17 protein-coding genes are annotated in these 14561 nt (G+C 65.0%); 9 read left to right on the forward strand and 8 right to left on the reverse strand.

The genetic code is table 11. The features are described from left to right. The first annotated feature begins 60 nt into the window (after positions 1 to 60). A complete protein-coding gene (locus QA640_RS43320; protein ID WP_283043064.1) occupies positions 61 to 324 on the forward strand; it encodes a hypothetical protein in 264 nt (87 codons plus the stop codon). 244 nt (positions 325 to 568) lie between these two features. On the opposite strand, the gene QA640_RS43325 is transcribed toward QA640_RS43320, so the two are convergent. Continuing rightward, positions 569 to 943, reverse strand: a complete 375-nt coding sequence (locus tag QA640_RS43325) for a nuclear transport factor 2 family protein (protein WP_283038698.1) — start codon at positions 941 to 943, stop codon at positions 569 to 571. Positions 944 to 1092: 149 nt separating this feature from the next. Between QA640_RS43325 and QA640_RS43330 the strand changes: the two genes are divergently transcribed. Further along, the gene (locus QA640_RS43330) at positions 1093 to 1518 is read left to right on the forward strand and encodes a GFA family protein (RefSeq protein ID WP_283038699.1); all 426 of its coding nucleotides are present in this window, start codon (positions 1093 to 1095) and stop codon (positions 1516 to 1518) included. Between the two features lie 23 nt (positions 1519 to 1541). On the opposite strand, the gene QA640_RS43335 is transcribed toward QA640_RS43330, so the two are convergent. Then, on the reverse strand, positions 1542 to 2222 hold the full coding sequence (locus QA640_RS43335) for a DUF1345 domain-containing protein (RefSeq protein ID WP_283038700.1): 681 nt from the start codon (positions 2220 to 2222) through the stop codon (positions 1542 to 1544). A 209-nt stretch (positions 2223 to 2431) separates the two neighbouring features. Then, entirely contained in the window at positions 2432 to 3355 is a 924-nt protein-coding gene (locus QA640_RS43340) for a polyprenyl synthetase family protein (protein WP_283038701.1), read from the reverse strand. A 188-nt stretch (positions 3356 to 3543) separates the two neighbouring features. Here QA640_RS43340 and QA640_RS43345 point away from each other — a divergent pair, with 188 nt between their 5' ends. The 5 genes from QA640_RS43345 (at position 3544) to QA640_RS43365 (ending at position 8013) form a co-directional block, all read left to right on the forward strand. Continuing rightward, positions 3544 to 4194, forward strand: a complete 651-nt coding sequence (locus tag QA640_RS43345; RefSeq protein WP_283043065.1) for a transglycosylase domain-containing protein — start codon at positions 3544 to 3546, stop codon at positions 4192 to 4194. A gap of 163 nt (positions 4195 to 4357) precedes the next feature. Next, positions 4358 to 4540: a 50S ribosomal protein L32 gene (gene rpmF, locus QA640_RS43350; RefSeq protein ID WP_024509484.1), complete on the forward strand. Its 183-nt coding sequence runs from the start codon at positions 4358 to 4360 to the stop codon at positions 4538 to 4540. A 138-nt stretch (positions 4541 to 4678) separates the two neighbouring features. Beyond that, positions 4679 to 5317 carry a hypothetical protein gene (locus QA640_RS43355; protein ID WP_283043066.1) on the forward strand — a complete coding sequence of 213 codons (639 nt, stop codon included), beginning with the start codon at positions 4679 to 4681 and terminating at the stop codon, positions 5315 to 5317. A gap of 182 nt (positions 5318 to 5499) precedes the next feature. Then, positions 5500 to 6357 (forward strand): class A beta-lactamase, encoded by an 858-nt coding sequence (gene bla / locus QA640_RS43360; RefSeq protein ID WP_283038702.1) that lies wholly within the window; start codon positions 5500 to 5502, stop codon positions 6355 to 6357. A gap of 48 nt (positions 6358 to 6405) precedes the next feature. Beyond that, positions 6406 to 8013, forward strand: coding sequence for a Na+/H+ antiporter (locus QA640_RS43365; protein ID WP_283038703.1), 1608 nt, complete (start codon positions 6406 to 6408; stop codon positions 8011 to 8013). Between the two features lie 167 nt (positions 8014 to 8180). Here QA640_RS43365 and QA640_RS43370 read toward each other — a convergent pair whose 3' ends face one another. From QA640_RS43370 to QA640_RS43390, 5 genes are all read right to left on the reverse strand, one after another. After that, positions 8181 to 9002, reverse strand: a complete 822-nt coding sequence (locus QA640_RS43370; protein ID WP_283038704.1) for an N-acetylmuramoyl-L-alanine amidase — start codon at positions 9000 to 9002, stop codon at positions 8181 to 8183. A gap of 3 nt (positions 9003 to 9005) precedes the next feature. Then, positions 9006 to 9902 carry a TauD/TfdA family dioxygenase gene (locus QA640_RS43375; protein WP_283038705.1) on the reverse strand — a complete coding sequence of 299 codons (897 nt, stop codon included), beginning with the start codon at positions 9900 to 9902 and terminating at the stop codon, positions 9006 to 9008. An 82-nt stretch (positions 9903 to 9984) separates the two neighbouring features. Continuing rightward, positions 9985 to 11268, reverse strand: coding sequence for a flavodoxin-dependent (E)-4-hydroxy-3-methylbut-2-enyl-diphosphate synthase (gene ispG / locus QA640_RS43380; protein WP_283038706.1), 1284 nt, complete (start codon positions 11266 to 11268; stop codon positions 9985 to 9987). 12 nt (positions 11269 to 11280) lie between these two features. Further along, positions 11281 to 12171: a DMT family transporter gene (locus tag QA640_RS43385; protein WP_283043067.1), complete on the reverse strand. Its 891-nt coding sequence runs from the start codon at positions 12169 to 12171 to the stop codon at positions 11281 to 11283. Positions 12172 to 12267: 96 nt separating this feature from the next. Continuing rightward, positions 12268 to 12759 carry a transcriptional repressor gene (locus tag QA640_RS43390; RefSeq protein WP_283038707.1) on the reverse strand — a complete coding sequence of 164 codons (492 nt, stop codon included), beginning with the start codon at positions 12757 to 12759 and terminating at the stop codon, positions 12268 to 12270. A gap of 155 nt (positions 12760 to 12914) precedes the next feature. Here QA640_RS43390 and QA640_RS43395 point away from each other — a divergent pair, with 155 nt between their 5' ends. Both QA640_RS43395 and QA640_RS43400 read left to right on the forward strand, forming a co-directional pair. Further along, complete coding sequence (locus QA640_RS43395; RefSeq protein ID WP_283038708.1) at positions 12915 to 13397, forward strand: MarR family transcriptional regulator; 483 nt, start codon at positions 12915 to 12917, stop codon at positions 13395 to 13397. Then, entirely contained in the window at positions 13390 to 14559 is a 1170-nt protein-coding gene (locus QA640_RS43400; RefSeq protein ID WP_283038709.1) for an HlyD family secretion protein, read from the forward strand. Before QA640_RS43395 ends, QA640_RS43400 begins: the two co-directional genes overlap by 8 nt. Positions 14560 to 14561 lie beyond the last annotated feature (2 nt).

Below are 14561 nucleotides of genomic sequence, written 5' to 3' on the forward strand. Positions count from 1 at the left end.
CCACGCACGGCTGCCCGCGTCCCGAAACGCGACAGTTTTGCCGGATGAACAGTGTTTGCGATGGTGAGTACGGATCGAACAGGAGAGGCAGAAGGCGGCAGCGGGACCGCCCTGGTCCCGCTGACCCCGACGCTCGAATGGGCGCACAAGGTGGTGGTGCCGCCGCGCCCGGACCCTAGCTTCGTCACCCAGCTCCTCGCCAATGCCGAGCACCTGCCGGAGGCGAGCCGGCTGCGCCGGGCGAGCCCCGTCGATGCGAACATGGCCTATGGCCACAAGCTCCCGCTGGGAAGCGTGAGCGCGCGGACGCGCCAGGTGGCGTAGAGGCACTCGCTTGAGCATGATCCGGAAAAGTGTGAAGCGGTTTTCCCTCGCGCCAAACGCGGCGCGTTTGCGCGCAGATCATGGTCAAACAACAACCTAAAGTGCGATGATGATTCATCCCAATCTCATCGCGCTTTAGGTTTGCGATCCGAGCCCCAGGCTCGCTGCACCTCTCCCGCTTGCGGGACCGCAAGAGAAGAGGAAACGCATCCGATGCTTGGCGAACGATCGCCCGGGGCGCCCTTCACTCCTTCAGATCATACCGATACGATTTCGACACGATCTGCCAGCCGTCGGCGAGCTTCATCGCCACGAGATAGTCGGTGAAGTAGCGCGGCGGCAGCTGGCATTTGACCTTGATGAAGGCGGTCTTGTCATCCGAGCGGTCGATGGTGACGATGAAGTCCTCGCGCGGCTTGCCTTCGGCTTTCGCCGACGGCCGCTTGCGTACCCAGGCGAGCCAGTCCGGCACGGTCAGGATTTTGAGCTCGCCCTTTTCCACCCAGCGCAGATCGGCGGATGGGTGGAACACCGCGCCGAGCTTGTCGGCATCGCCTTCATAGAGCGCATCGAAATAGCCCTGCACCACGGCCTCGACGCTCGAACGGTCATACCCCATGCTGCTCTCCTTCCCTGGCATGTTGGCGCGACGAAGAAGCGTAGGGCGGCACTTGCGAATCCGCCAGCGTTTTGCTCGCGAAAAGCTGATCGGCAAGGGCCGGCCGACCCGCTAGATTGTCACGCCGCATTTCGCGCTGGAGAAAGATCGTGACAAGCACGACAAGCCGTCGCCGCCTCGCCGGACAATGTTACTGCGGCGCCGTGCAGTACGACGTCGCGGATGAATTCGTCTATGCGCTGAATTGCCATTGCTCGAACTGCCGCCGCACCACTGGCTCCGCCTTCAAGCCGTTTGCCGGCATCGAGCGGCACAAGTTCCGCGTCACGGCGGGCGAGGGTGCACGGCTGATCTATGGCGATGAGGCCGCGACCCATGACGCGCACTGCTCCCGTTGCGGCTCGCTGCTCTATTCGGTGGTGCGCGAGGGCCATTGGATCCACGTCCCCCTGGGAACCCTGCTCGACGATCCCTCGATCCGCCCCTCAGCGCATATGTTCGTCGGCTCCAAAGCGCCCTGGTACGAGATCACGGACAATCTGCCGCAGCACCAGGGGCACATTGGAGGCGGCTGAGCGGGCTGACGCGCCTGATCGACTTACGTCGCGATCGCGCTCGCCGCGATGTTCACCGTCAGCGCCAAGAGCGCCGTGTTGTAGATGAACGAAACGATGCCGTGCGCGGTCGCGGTGCGGCGGATGATCTTGTCGGTGATGCCGACGTCGGAGACCTGCGCGGTCATGCCGATCACGAAGGAAAAATAGACGAAGTCCCAGTAGTCGGCGTGGTCGTCCTTTTCGCCGCTCGGAAATTGCAGGCCGCCCGGCTTGGCGTGGCGGTAGTAGTCGTGGGCGTAGTGCAGCGCGAAGGTCGTGTGCACGGCGGCCCATGACAGCGCTATGGTCGTGATCGCGAGCGAGAGCTCGCCGATCCCGCGATGGGTACCGAGCTCGGCGACGATGGCCGCGATGCTCGCGAATGCGCCTACCGCTATCACCAGCAGAATCACGAAGCGGCCGTCATCCTGCATCACCGCTGCGCGGCGGATGTGGTTGTGATCCTGGTTTAGCATCATGCTGTAGACGAGGGTGAGATAGACCGCGATCAGCGCATCCCAGCCGATCAGAAGCCGCGTCACCAGCCGCAATGATCCCGGCAGCAACAGGCAGACCAGAACGCCGGTGGCCAGCGCGATGAACGTCCGCGGCCGCGCATACACCACGCGCACCGGCCGCGACATCTGGCGGAAGCGGATGAGGACGGGGTCGTTTTTGTCCATCGTCTTTACCGTCCGGTAAAATCGCAATCACGGTGAAGGCGCGCTCCCTCTCCCGCTTGCGGGGGAGGGCTGGGGTGGGGGTGTTGCCGAAATGGACGCTCTCCGAATGGAGAGAGCCCCCACCCGCCGCGCTCTTCGAGCGCGTCGACCTCCCCCGCAAGCGGGAGAGGTGCAGTGAGTTCGTGGCGAGTTAACCCGCCTTTGAAAAACTAGTTCTTCCGCTCCGCCACGAACCGCGCGGCAGCTTGCAGCACGGCGGCGCGGCCGCCGAAGATCGAGACGGCGCTATCGGCTCGCGCGAGCAGATCGCGAACGCGCTGCTTGGCGCCCTCGATGCCGAGCTGGGTGACGAAGGTGGTCTTGCCGAGGGCAGCGTCCTGGCCGGATGGTTTGCCGAGTGCCGCCGCGTCGCCCTCGACGTCGAGCAGGTCGTCGGCGATCTGGAAGGCTTCGCCGAGCGCACGGCCGTAATCGTCGAGCGCCTGGTATTCCGCGCTCGAGGCTTGGCCCAGGATCGCGCCGGCGATGCAGCCATAGCGCAGCAGCGCGCCGGTCTTCATCTGCTGGAGCCGCGCGACGTCGACCGGCTCGCGATCGCCGAAGCGGCCTTCACCGGCGAGATCGAGAATCTGCCCGCCGACCATGCCGCCGATGCCGGCGCAGCGCGCCAACGCGCGCGTCAGCAAGAGCCGGACATTGGCGTCGCGATGGATCTCGTCGCGGGTGACGATATCGAAAGCAAGCGTCAGAAGCCCGTCGCCGGCGAGGATTGCGGTGGCGTCGTCGGTCTTCTTGTGCAGCGTCGGCCGTCCGCGGCGAAGGTCGGAATTGTCCATCGACGGCAGATCGTCATGGATCAGCGAATAGCAGTGGATGCATTCGAGCGCCGCACCGACGAGCAGGGCGGCCTCGCGCGGCACACCGAACACCGCGGCGCTCTCGACCACCAGGAACGGCCGCAGGCGTTTGCCCCCGCCGAGGCTCGAATAGCGCATCGCGTCCATCAGCCGCTTGGGGCGCGCGATCTCGTCTGGCAGGATGTCATCCGACAACAGCCTGGCCAGCAGGGCCTCGGTATCGTCTGCGGTCTTGTCCAGGCGTTTGGCGAAATCGGACGGGGTCGTGCCGGTCATCAAGAAGGGCTCCAGAACTAAAATTCGGCCGGACAATCCTTTATGCCGGCGCTTCCGTCAATCACTTGGAACGCCTTAAAACTGCTGGAAAAGGCCCGAATTATCACAGGCTTAATCGCCGGGCCGGTTCATCACTTCCATTTTGGCGCAGGACAAGGTCGATTTTTCGCATCGTCAAAACCCTGGCTCTGGTGGTTACGGTCGCGGCGCTCCTGCCCTACGCAATCGCGCCGTTCTACAGCACCGGCCACCCGGTTTCGACGCTGATGGCCTGGCGCAGCTTGCGCGGCGCGCCGATGCAGCGGCAGTGGATCGATCTGGCGGCGATGTCGCCTTATTTGCCGCGTGCGGTGGTCGGCGCCGAAGATGCCCATTTCTGCAAGCATCACGGCATCGACTGGGGCGCGCTGCGCGAGGCGATCGACGACGCGCAGGAGGACGGCACGCCGTTCCGCGGCGCCTCCACCATCACCCAGCAGGTGGCCAAAAACCTGTTCCTCTGGCAGGGGCGGGATCCGATCCGGAAAGTGCTGGAGTTTCCGCTGGCGCTCTGGATCGACTTCGTCCTTCCCAAGCCGCGGATCCTGGAGATTTACCTCAATATCGCCGAGCTCGGGCCGCAGGGGCAGTTCGGTGCGGAGGCGGGCAGCGCCTATGCCTTCGGCAGGTCTGCTGCCAGTCTCTCGCCGCGGGAGGCGGGACTTTTGGCCTCGATCCTGCCAAACCCGGTCAAACGCAGCGCCCGCACCCCGGGACCTGGGGTGCGGCGGCTGGCGGTGACTTATATGGCGCGGGCGCAGGCCGTTCAGACCTGCTGGCGGGAAAATCGCGGATTTTGAGCCCATTTCGGGCACTTTTTCCGGCCCAAAACCCTAGCTTTACGAACAGCGTTCCTCTATAAGCCCGGCCTTGATCGGCATTCAGCTCGCCCCGCATTGCGGGTGCTGAGCCGTCCGGAAGGCCGGACGATGCCCCGAACACCAATCCCTAGAGGAATCGATAATGGCCGTTCCGAGAAGAAAAACCTCGCCGTCGCGCCGTGGCATGCGCCGCTCTGCTGACGCGCTGAAGAAGCCGACCTATGTCGAGGACAAGGACTCCGGCGAGCTCCGCCGCCCGCACCATCTCGACCTCAAGACCGGCATGTACAAGGGCCGGCAGGTCCTGAAGAAGAAAGAGTCCTGAGGCCGGCGTATCGACAGGCGGGCGTTTCGCCCCCTGGATTCGGCCAATCAGTGAGTTAAGACGGTGACGGCGGCGGAGCAAATGCTTCGCCGCCGCATTGTCCTGCCCGGATGTCTCGATCAGGAAGGCGCACACGCGATGGTCGGTTTCCCGCTGCTTCTCATTCCGCTCGCGGTCTACAACATCATCGTCTTCCTGATGCCCACCGTGTCCTTCACGGATGTGCTGTTCAAGGTGCCGATGATCACCGGCGAGCCGTGGCCGGTCACGCTGGGCGATCTCCTGCTCGCGCTCGGAATTGTGCTGCTGCTGCTCGAGGTCGTGAAGGGCGCGCGGCCCGGCGCAAAATTCCTGATGGATCATTTGCTGTCGCTGATCGTGTTCGGCGCGGCCGTGGCCGAATTCGTGATGTGGCCCAAATTCGGTAATTCCATCTATTTCCTGCTGGTGCTGCTCGCGATGGCCGATTTCATCGGCGGCGTCGCCCAACGCACGCGTCGGCGCGCCTATGTCACCGAGCCGGCACCGCGCAAAGCGCGCCGTCAGGTCGAGGCGGCGGCGGACGAGCCTGTCGTCGAACCGCGCATGGCGGCTGCGCCGCAGCCCGCGCCGGTCGCGCCTCCTGCGCCCGCGCCATCTGCGCAGTCCGTCGCCGAATCCGTGCTGATGGATCACCCCGCGCCGAAGCCGGCGCAAGCTCCGCCCTCGCCGGAAATCCAGTCGCCGCATTTGCAGCCAAGCAACGGCACGCCGGCGCCGCCGGATACGCCGCGCTAGATCGGCCTCTAACCCTTCGGACGGCGCGCTCCCTCTCCCGCATGCGAGCCCTTGCGGGGGGAGCACACCGTGATCGCGCCGTCATCTCGCGTCACAAATTTGTCGAAGCAGCAGAGGAAACCGCAGTGCGCGTCGGACGGCGCGCCGCTCGCCACCACACGCTCCCGCTGTCAAGGAATCCCATGTTGCTCGATCGTCGTTCCCTGCTCGCCTCGCTGTGCGCGCTGGCCGCAGGTCCCGCATTTGCTGCAGGCGCCCCGCCTGCGCTCGAAACTTACGAGCGCGAGAGTGGCGGGCGGGTCGGCTTCTATGCTGAAAGCCTGCGCTCCGGCAAAAAGCTGGCCTGGCGCGCGGACGAGCGCTTCGTCATGTGCTCTACGTTCAAGGCGTCGCTTGCGGCCTGCGTGCTGGCGCGGGTCGATCGCGGCGAGGACCGGCTTGCGGCGATGATCGGCTATGGCCAGGCCGACCTGCTCGACTATGCGCCGGCGGCGAAGGATAACCTTTCGAAAGGCGCGATGTCGGTCGCCGACATGTGCAAGGCCAGCGTCGAGCTCAGCGACAACACCTGCGCCAATCTCCTGCTGGCGCGAATCGGGGGACCGGCGGCACTCACCGCGTTCTGGCGCTCGCTCGGCGACACCACCTCGCGGCTCGATCACAACGAGCCGGAGCTCAACCGTTCGCCGCCAGGCGACCCGCACGACACGACCACGCCCGCTGCCATGGCCGGCAATTTCCGCCGTCTCGTGCTTGGCGAAGCGTTGTCCGCGGCCTCGCGCGCACAACTCACCGGCTGGATGGTGAACTGCAAGACCGGCGCAAAACGGCTGCGCGCCGGCCTGCCGGGACGCTGGATGATCGGCGACAAGACCGGCAATAACGGCAAGGACGCCTCCGGCGACATCGTGGTGGCCTGGCCGAAGCCCGAAACGCCGATCCTGATTGTGGCCTACACCCAGGGTGGCACGCCGACCGCGGCGCAGATCGACACCGTATTCGCGAGTATAGGGCGGATGGTCGCCGAACAGCTGGGATGATCGCGCCGCATTGACCCGCGCCGCGCTTCCGGGGCAAGTGAAGGGATGGTGGAAGCGCGATTTCAGATATTTCTGATCCTGCTCGCCGTGCTGGCCGGCACGGCGCTCCTGGCGCGGCGCTTCAACATCGCGCCCGCCATCCTCTTGATGCTGGCGGGCGTTGGCCTTGCCTTCGTGCCGGGCATGCCGCGGGTCGAGCTGCCGCCGGAGCTCGTGCTGCTCCTGGTGCTGCCACCGCTGATCTATTCGGCCAGCGTCGCCATGAGCTGGCGCGAATTCAGGAACAATCTGCGTCCGATCGTGCTGCTCGCGGTCGGCGCCGTGATCTTCACCGCGGCGATGGTGGCAGGCGCTGCGCATTTCCTGATCGGCATGCCCTGGACGGTCGGCTTCCTGCTCGGGGCCATCGTCGCGCCGCCGGATGTGGTGGCGCCGCTGGCGATCGCGCGCAGGCTGCACATGCCGCGCCGCATCCTGGTCGTGCTCGAAGGCGAAGGGCTCGCCAACGATGCCACCGCGCTGATCCTCTACCGCTTCGCGCTCGCCGCGATCACGACCGGCAGCTTCTCGCTGCCGCTTGCGACCGGCGAGTTCTTCCTCATCGTTGCCGGCGAGATCGCCTACGGCATCGGGGTCGGCTGGCTGTCCTTGCGTGCACGCAAATGGGCGCGCGATCCGCAGGTCGAGATCACGCTGTCGCTGATCACGCCTTACCTCGCTTATTGGCTGCCCGAGCATGTCGGCGGCAGCGGCGTCATCGCCACCGTCGCCTGCGGGCTCTATGTGAGCTGGAACGGGCCCTTGTGGATTTCCTCGGCCACGCGCCTGCAGGGCATCTTCTTCTGGGACCTCGTGATCTACCTGATCGAGGGCATCCTGTTCCTCCTCACCGGCTTCCAGATGCGCGCGCTTTACGAGAAGTCGAAGGCGTTCCCGCTCGACGAGATCCTGGTCGCCACCGGCGTGGTCGTTCTCATCGTGGTGATCGCGCGCTTCGCCTGGCTCTATCCCGCGACCTACCTGCCGCGGATCTTGAGCCCGAGCCTGCGCCGGCGCGATCCCTCACCGCCCTGGCAATGGGCGTTCACGCTCGCCTTCACCGGCGTGCGCGGTGCGGTGTCGCTCGCGGCCGCGCTGGCGTTGCCCTTCGTGCTGCCGGGCGGCGAGGCATTCCCCTATCGCGACCTGATCCTGTTCGTCGCCTTCGGCGTCATCTTCGTCACGCTGGTCGGCGTCGGCCTCGGCCTGCCCAAGGTGGTGCGATGGCTCGGCGTGGCAGACGCCGGCCGCTCCGAGCACCTTGCCGAGCACGAGGCCGAGATCGCCGCACGCCGCCAGGCGCTCGATGCAGCCCTGAGATCGCTCGATACGCTCGCCGAGGAGACGAAGCTGTCCGACGAGGTGCTGCGCCTGCTGCGCGCCCGGCACGAAATCCGCGCCAGCCAGCTCCCCGACTCGCTCGATCCGAGCGGCCACGACGTCTCCGCCGCCGGCACCACGCTGACGCGCGAGCTGATCACCGCGGAGCGCAGGTTCATCCACGAGCTGTTGCGCGACGGCAAGATCACCGACGAAACGAGGCGACGGATCGAGCGTGATCTCGATCTGGAGGAAGCCAGTCTCGCGAACAGGGAGTTTCAGAGGGTGCCGCTGTAGCGGCATCCTCAACTCGCCGTCCCGGACAAGCGAGCGGAGATCCGGGACGAGATTGGAGAGATGTGTGCGAAATTGGCTCAGCTTCGTCATTGCGAGCGCAGCGAAGCAATCCAGACCGTCTCCGCGGAAGGATTCTGGATTGCTTCGCTGCGCTCGCAAAGACGCTATTAGCGCTTCTCGCAAAACTCCTTCATCGCACCCGCCACGGCCGTTGCAATCACCTGCTGCCGCTCGGGCGAATTCATCGCCATCTCCTCGTCGCGATTGATGATGGAGCCAGCCTCCAGCAGGACCGCGGCGCTTCTCGTGCGTGAGAGCACGATGAGCTGGTCGTAGCGATAGACGCCGAAATCCTTGTCCAGCAGCTCGTGACGATAACGGCCCATCAGCGGCAGGGTGTACTGGTGCGCGTAAGTCAGGTCCTGCGCCTTCAACTCCCTGCCGACGAGGCGCGCGAACGCAAGACTCGCCGCATAATGCGGATTCTGCCGCGAGACGAACAGCGAGTAACCGGAGAAGCGGTCGCTGAAATGGCTTTTCGCGCCCTCGAACTCCCACTCCTCCAGGAGTTTGTCCGGCACGGCGTCGTGATGAATCGACAGGAAGAGATCGGCCCGCCAGTCGTTGGCGACATTGACGCGCTTGAACAGGCTCGGCCTCGCCCTGCCCTCGGTCACCAAGAGACGTGTCGTGGCAAAACCCTCCGACTTCAGCCTCGTAGAGATGAGCCTCGCAAGCCGGAGATTGAACGCGAACTCCGGATCGTTGCGCGCGCTGTCGGCGCCGAGGGCTTCGGCGGTGTGGCCGACGTCCACGACGATGCGGAACTTGGCCGGCGCGCAATGTTCGAGCACGGGCTTGGCATTGGGCTTGGGCTTGGCGCGCACGATCTTCCACGCCGGCACGGCATGACTCGCGTCGATCGGCGCGAGCGACAACGGAAGAAGCGAAGCAACGATCGCCGCAATGATGTCCCGCAAGGACGGCAAGCGCTACACCGGCCGCTCGCCCTTCACCGTTACGCGCGTGCCGGAGCGCGTGTGCGGCCAGTAGTCCCACATCGCGCGGTGTTGGGTGCAGCGGTTGTCCCAGAAGGCGATGGCGTTCTCGGTCCAGCGGAAGCGGCACTGGAACAGCGGGTTTTCGGCGTGCTGATAGAGATAAGCGAGCATCGCGTCGCTTTCGTCGCGGGGAATGCCGTTGATGTAACGGGTGAAGCCGCGGTTGACGTAGAGGGCCTTCTTGCCCGTAACCGGATGTGTGCGCACCACCGGGTGCTCGGCATGCGGATAGCTCGGCTTGTCGGCGACGCCGTGGTTGGCGTAGAGCCCGCGATAGATCGGCTCGCCGTCATGCAGCGCGGTGAGGCCGTCGAGATAGGTTTTCATGCGGTCCGACAGCGCCTCATAGGCCGCATACATGTTGGCGAACAGCGTGTCGCCGCCGCGCGGCGGGCATTGCTTGATGTAGAGGATCGAGCCCATCGGCGGTTCGAGATCGCACGACACATCGGAATGCCAGCCCTCGCCGTTGGCTCGCGGCGAGTTCTTGTCGGCATAGATCTTCATCAGCGCGGGATCTTCGTCCTGATGCGGAGCGGCGGGATGACAATGCAGCTCGCCAAACTTGCGGCCGAAGGCGAGGTGCTGCTTTGGGGTGATGTGCTGGTCGCGGAAGAAGATGACGAGGTTTTCGGCGAGCGCGCGATGGATCTCGTCCACCTGCCGGTTGGAGCGCGCATCGTCGGATACGAGCCTGCCGATGTCGACGCCTGATATTTCCGCGCCGATGATGGGCGTCAGTTTTTCGACGGCGATGGTCTCATAGGGCGCGCCGTCCTCCGCCATGTGGCGATAGCGCGGACCCTGCTTGCCGGCGAGCGAGCTCATGGATGTTGCTCCCGATCATTGTTGATTGGAAACATGGTAGATGGGGTAACGGGCCGCGAACAGCGGAAAACAGCGGAGCAAACTACTCCGCCGCCGTTACCGGCACCTTGGCACCCTGGCCATAGCGCTGGTCGATGTAGTCGATCACCAGTGCCTTGAAGTCGGCGGCGATGCCGGGGCCGCGCAGGGTGCGGAACTTCTTGCCGTCGACGAAGACGGGGGCGGCCGGCGCCTCGCCGGTGCCGGGCAAGGAGATGCCGATATTGGCGTGTTTGGATTCGCCAGGGCCGTTGACGATGCAGCCCATGACCGCGACGTTGAGCTCTTCGACTCCGGGATATTTCGTCTTCCAGGTCGGCATCTCGTCGCGGATGAAATCCTGGATCGAGCGGGCCAACTCCTGGAACGTGGTCGAGGTGGTGCGCCCACAGCCCGGACAGGCCGCAACCAGCGGCACGAAGGTGCGGAAACCCATGGTCTGCAAGAGCTCCTGGGCCACCTGCACCTCGCGGGTGCGGTCGCCGCCCGGCTCCGGCGTCAGCGAGATGCGGATGGTGTCGCCTATGCCCTGCTGCAGCAGGATGCCGAGCGCGGCCGACGAGGCGACGATGCCCTTGGTGCCCATGCCGGCCTCGGTGAGGCCGAGGTGGATGGCGTAGTCGGAACGGCTCGCCAGGACCTCATAGACGGCGATCAGATCCTGCACCGCCGACACCTTGGCCGACAGGATGATGCGGTTCTTGGGCATGCCGAGCTCTTCGGCGCGCGCCGCCGAGAGCAACGCTGACTGCACCATGGCTTCGCGCATCACGGCGCGGGCATCGCGCGGATTGGCCGAGGCCGCGTTCTCGTCCATCAGCTTGGACAACAACTCCTGGTCGAGCGAGCCCCAATTGGCGCCGATGCGCACCGGCTTGTCGTGCTTGTTGGCGATCTCGATGATGTCGGCGAACTGGGTGTCGCGCTTGTCCTTGAAGCCGACATTGCCCGGATTGATGCGGTACTTGTCGAGCGCTTCCGCACAGGCCGGATGGTCGGCGAGCAGCTTGTGGCCGATATAATGGAAGTCGCCGATCAAAGGCGTGGTGATGCCGCGCTTGCGCAGGCCGTCGCGGATGTGCGGAACGGCGGCGGCGGCCTCTTCGCGGTCCACGGTGATTCGGACCATCTCGGAGCCGGCGCGCGACAGCGCTGCGACCTGGGCGATGGTGCCCTCGATATCGGCCGTGTCGGTGTTGGTCATCGACTGCACCACAATGGGCGCGCCGCCGCCGACGGCGACGTCGCCGACCTTGACCTGGGTGGTGTTGTGGCGCGGCTGAGGCCCCGCGATGTCGGAATCGATGGTGTTTTCGGGCTTGTTCATGCGGTCCAGATATCAGGTTTTGGTGACATTCAGCAATGCATCGCGCGGGGCCGCAGTCTCTTGGCTGGGACGGTTAACCAGAAAAAGCCCAGCAATTACAAGGATGGCGGCAGCCCCGAACGTGAGGCTGAGGGTGTCATGCAGGATGAAATAGCTAGCGACGACGCCAAACAAAGGGGTGATGAAGGTAAAAGCCGACAATTTGCTGGCCGAATAGGCCTTCACCAGCGCGAACCAAAGCGTGAACGTGGTTCCGACCACCCAGACCGCCTGGAACGCCATCAGCGTGATCGAGAGCGGACTCGGAGTATGGGGAATGGTCTCGCCCAAGAGGTACGCGGCCAGGCCCAGAATCGGGATCGACATCGCGACCTGGTAACCGATGGCCTTTTCCGGTGGGGCGAAGCGCAGACGTGTCGACTTGGCAACCAGCGTGGTCGCAGCCCACAGCGCGGCGCCGCCGACGATCAGGAGGTCGCCGAGCAGGACCTGTGAATCCACGTTCGGCTGCGGCACGCCGATCGCAAGCGCCACGCCGGCAAAGCTGACAGCGAGCCCGAGCCATTGCATGCCGCTGAGCCGCTCGCCCAGCACCTGGTAGGAGCCGAGCGCGACGAAGAACGGCGCGGTGTAGAGGAAGACCACGGCGCGCGAGGCCGGCGTGAAACGCAGGCCCTGATAGATCAGCACGAACTCGATGCCGAACATAAGCCCGGCGATGAGACCCGCGGCAAGCGTGCCGTCGCGCTCGAAGAATCTTGCGCCGCGCAAGGTGCCGATGATGAACACCACCGGCAGCGCGCCCATCGAGCGGATGGTCGCCTGCAGCACCGGCGGGATATCCGGGATGACCAGCTTCACCGCGATCTGGTTGAAACCCCAGGTCAGGCACAGCATGAGCATCAGGGCGATGGCCCCGGCGCTCAAGGGGCGGCCGGCGGACGGGCTCGTTGGTTCTATCGACATGTCTTCCCGGGACGGCTTGGCGCCGTTGTTATCTTAAGAAGCTTTCTGACAATGGGTGCAGGTGCCCGTGATCTCGACCACGGACAGTTTGGGGGCAAAACCCGATGCGCGCGCAGCCTGGTTGACGCCTTGCGCAACGGACGCGGCCGGAATCTCGCCGACGAGACCACAGCGCTCGCAGATCAGGAACGCCACCGCCGAGACCGCGTCGTGGTCGTGGGCGCAGGCGAGATAGGCGTTGCGGCTCTCGATGCGGTGCACGAGGCCGTTGGCCATCAGGAAATCCAGCGCGCGATAGACCGTGATCGGCGCAGGCCGCGGCATCGATTTGGCCAGTTCGTCGATCACCTCGTAGGCGCCGAGCGGACGGTGGCTCGAGAGCAGCGCCTTGAGCACCTCGCGGCGGATTGGCGTGAATTTCTGGGCGCGCTGCTCACAGACGGCCTCCGCATGCGTCAAGGCATCCGCGGTGCAGCGGCCGTGATCGTGGTCAGGCGCGGGAAAGGCCGGTTTTGCAAGGCTCATCGCGCTCCTCTTTAGCATTTCCGGACCGGGAACCCAAAGGCCGCGACTCGGATCGCTGCCAGCCATGCTTTTCCGGCGGAGCAGCGCCGCGCTAACTGGCCATGAAATAATCATGAGCTTGCTTATTATAGCAAAGCTTATTGGAGGCCAAGCTTATGAGCCGCACGTCGGTGGATCAGAACTTCCTGTTCACGCTCGGCGAACTCTATCGCCTGCTCCGGGTCTATGCCGACAAGGAGGCATCCCGCTACGGCATCACCCGCGCGCAATGGGCGGTGCTGGCCAAGGTCGAGCGCAGCGAGGGCATGAAGCAGTCCGAGCTCGCCGAGCTCCTGGAGATGCAGCCGATCACCTTGACGCGGCTGATCGACAAGCTCTGCGACAATGACTGGATCGAGCGCCGCAGCGACGCCTCCGACCGCCGCGTCAAACGGCTGTACCTGAAGAAGGCCGGCCGCGCGCTGCTCGGCAAGATGAGCGGCCTGAAGTCCGAGCTCACGGCCAACGCGCTCGACGGCATCAACCCGGCGGACGCCCATCGTCTGCTCACCCACCTCGAAACAATCAAGGAAAACGTGCGCAACGCCATCCAGACCAGCGGAGCGGAACAAGCACGTAAGGAGCAGCGCTATGGCTGATCAAGTCCTGAAATTCGCCCCCGAACAGAAGGGTGCCCCGAGCGGCAAGCCCACCAAGAAACTCGCGGCGGAGCCGCGCCGGCGCCTGCTGGCGGGCCTGCGCCGCTATCGCCGCTTCCTCCTGATGGTGGTGCTGCCTGCGGCCGCCGCGATCGGCGGCATCGCCTTTTATCTGCATGGCGGACGCTATGTCGGCACCGATGATGCCTATGTCGGCGCGCAGAAAGTGCTGGTGACGCCCGACATCTCCGGCAAGATCGCCAAGGTCGTCGTGAAAGAGGGCCAGCTCGTCAAGCAGGGCGACGAGCTGTTCGAAATCGATCCCGTCCCTTTCCGCCTCGCAGTGGAGGAGGCCAAGGCGCAGCTCGCGCAGGCCAGTATCACCTACGACAACCTCATCGCCAACGTCAAAATCTACGGCCAGATGCTGGATCTCGCCCAGCAGGGCATGGACCTGAAGCAGCGCGACGTCGAGCGTAAGCAGGCGCTGGTGAAGAACAATTATGGCTCGCAGCTCGACCTGGACAACGCGTCGAACGCGATGGTCACGGCCGGTGCGCAGGCGCAGTTCGTCAAGCAGCAGCTCTCCAACGCGAAGACACAGCTGCTTGGCAATCCCGACCTGCCGCTGGAAGAGTTCCCGCCCTATGTGCAGGCCAAGGCCAAGCTGGATGACGCTCGGCGCAATCTCGACCATACCGTGCTGCGCGCCCCGATGAGCGGCGTGGCGGCGCAGGTCGATCAGATCCAGCTCGGCCGCTTCGTCGCCGCCGGCACGCCGGTGTTCTCCATCGTCGACATCGCGCACCCCTGGGTCGACGCCAATCCGAAGGAGAGCGACCTGACCTATGTCGCGGTCGGCCAGGCGGTCACGCTCGAGGTCGATGCGTTCCCCAACCACGTGTTCAAGGGCAAGATCGGCTCGCTGTCGCCGGGCACCGGCGCGCAGTTCGCGATCCTGCCGCCGCAGAACGCCACCGGTAATTTCGTCAAGGTCGTGCAGCGCGTGCCGGTGCGGATCTATTTCGACGACAGCGACAAGTTCGTGAAGAAGCTGAAAGCCGGCATGAGCGTCTATGCCACCATCGACACCGGCCATCAGCGCTCGCTCGCCGGCCTGCTCGGCCTGTCGGCGAATGCCAACCAGGACAAGGAAGACTGACG

The organism is Bradyrhizobium sp. CB82 (genome assembly GCF_029714405.1).
In the GTDB taxonomy this organism is placed as follows: Bacteria; Pseudomonadota; Alphaproteobacteria; order Rhizobiales; family Xanthobacteraceae; genus Bradyrhizobium.